The 700-nt window shown below is 49.9% G+C and carries 1 rRNA gene; it reads left to right on the top strand.

The window, feature by feature from the left end:
* Window positions 1-49 precede the first annotated feature (49 nt).
* Window positions 50-700: ribosomal RNA gene (locus DF185_RS24780) — 23S ribosomal RNA — on the top strand; the annotation flags it as partial.

Here is a 700-nt window from a genome sequence, read left to right on the forward strand (position 1 = left end):
TGCAGCGTTAACCATTAGTTCTATGCATTTGGGAAACCAATGTATGGGATTATTGGCGTACAACTTTGAGCGGTGGATCACTCGGCTCGTGTGTCGATGAAGAGTGCAGCCAACTGTGTGAATTAATGTGAACTGCATACTGCTTTGAACATCGACATCTTGAACGCATATTGCGGCTACGGGATATCCTGTGGCCACGCCTGTCCGAGGGTCGGCTTTTCATCTATCACGGCGCACATTGAGTCGTGGATTGGGCGAGTGCCTGCCGGCGTGTATACCCGCATATCAACGCGGGTTGCTGGTCGAAGGCTCCGTCCTAATAGTCCGGCCACAGCCTAGTCCGGTCTAGATGACTTGATCGAGATGCTGCGGTGGGTTGTGCTCGAGTCGTGGCTTAATGACATTATACGCGCTCGGGAAGAATCGCACCTATCGTACGCTACGTTGGTCACTTGATCTTGTCTCTATGGTTCGGTCTACGGTTTGTACCGATGGTGTGTGTAATACGCACGAATTGTATAATTGACCCTGACCTCGGATCAGACGTGATTACCCGCTGAACTTAAGCATATCAATAAGCGGAGGAAAAGAAACTAACAAGGATTCCCTTAGTAACTGCGAGTGAACAGGGATTAGCCCAACACCGAAGCCTGCGATTAATTGATCGTGAGGCAATGTGGTGTTTAGGTTGGCTTCAGAC

This window comes from Marinifilum breve (assembly GCF_003202155.1).
Lineage (GTDB): Bacteria > Bacteroidota > Bacteroidia > Bacteroidales > Marinifilaceae > Marinifilum > Marinifilum breve.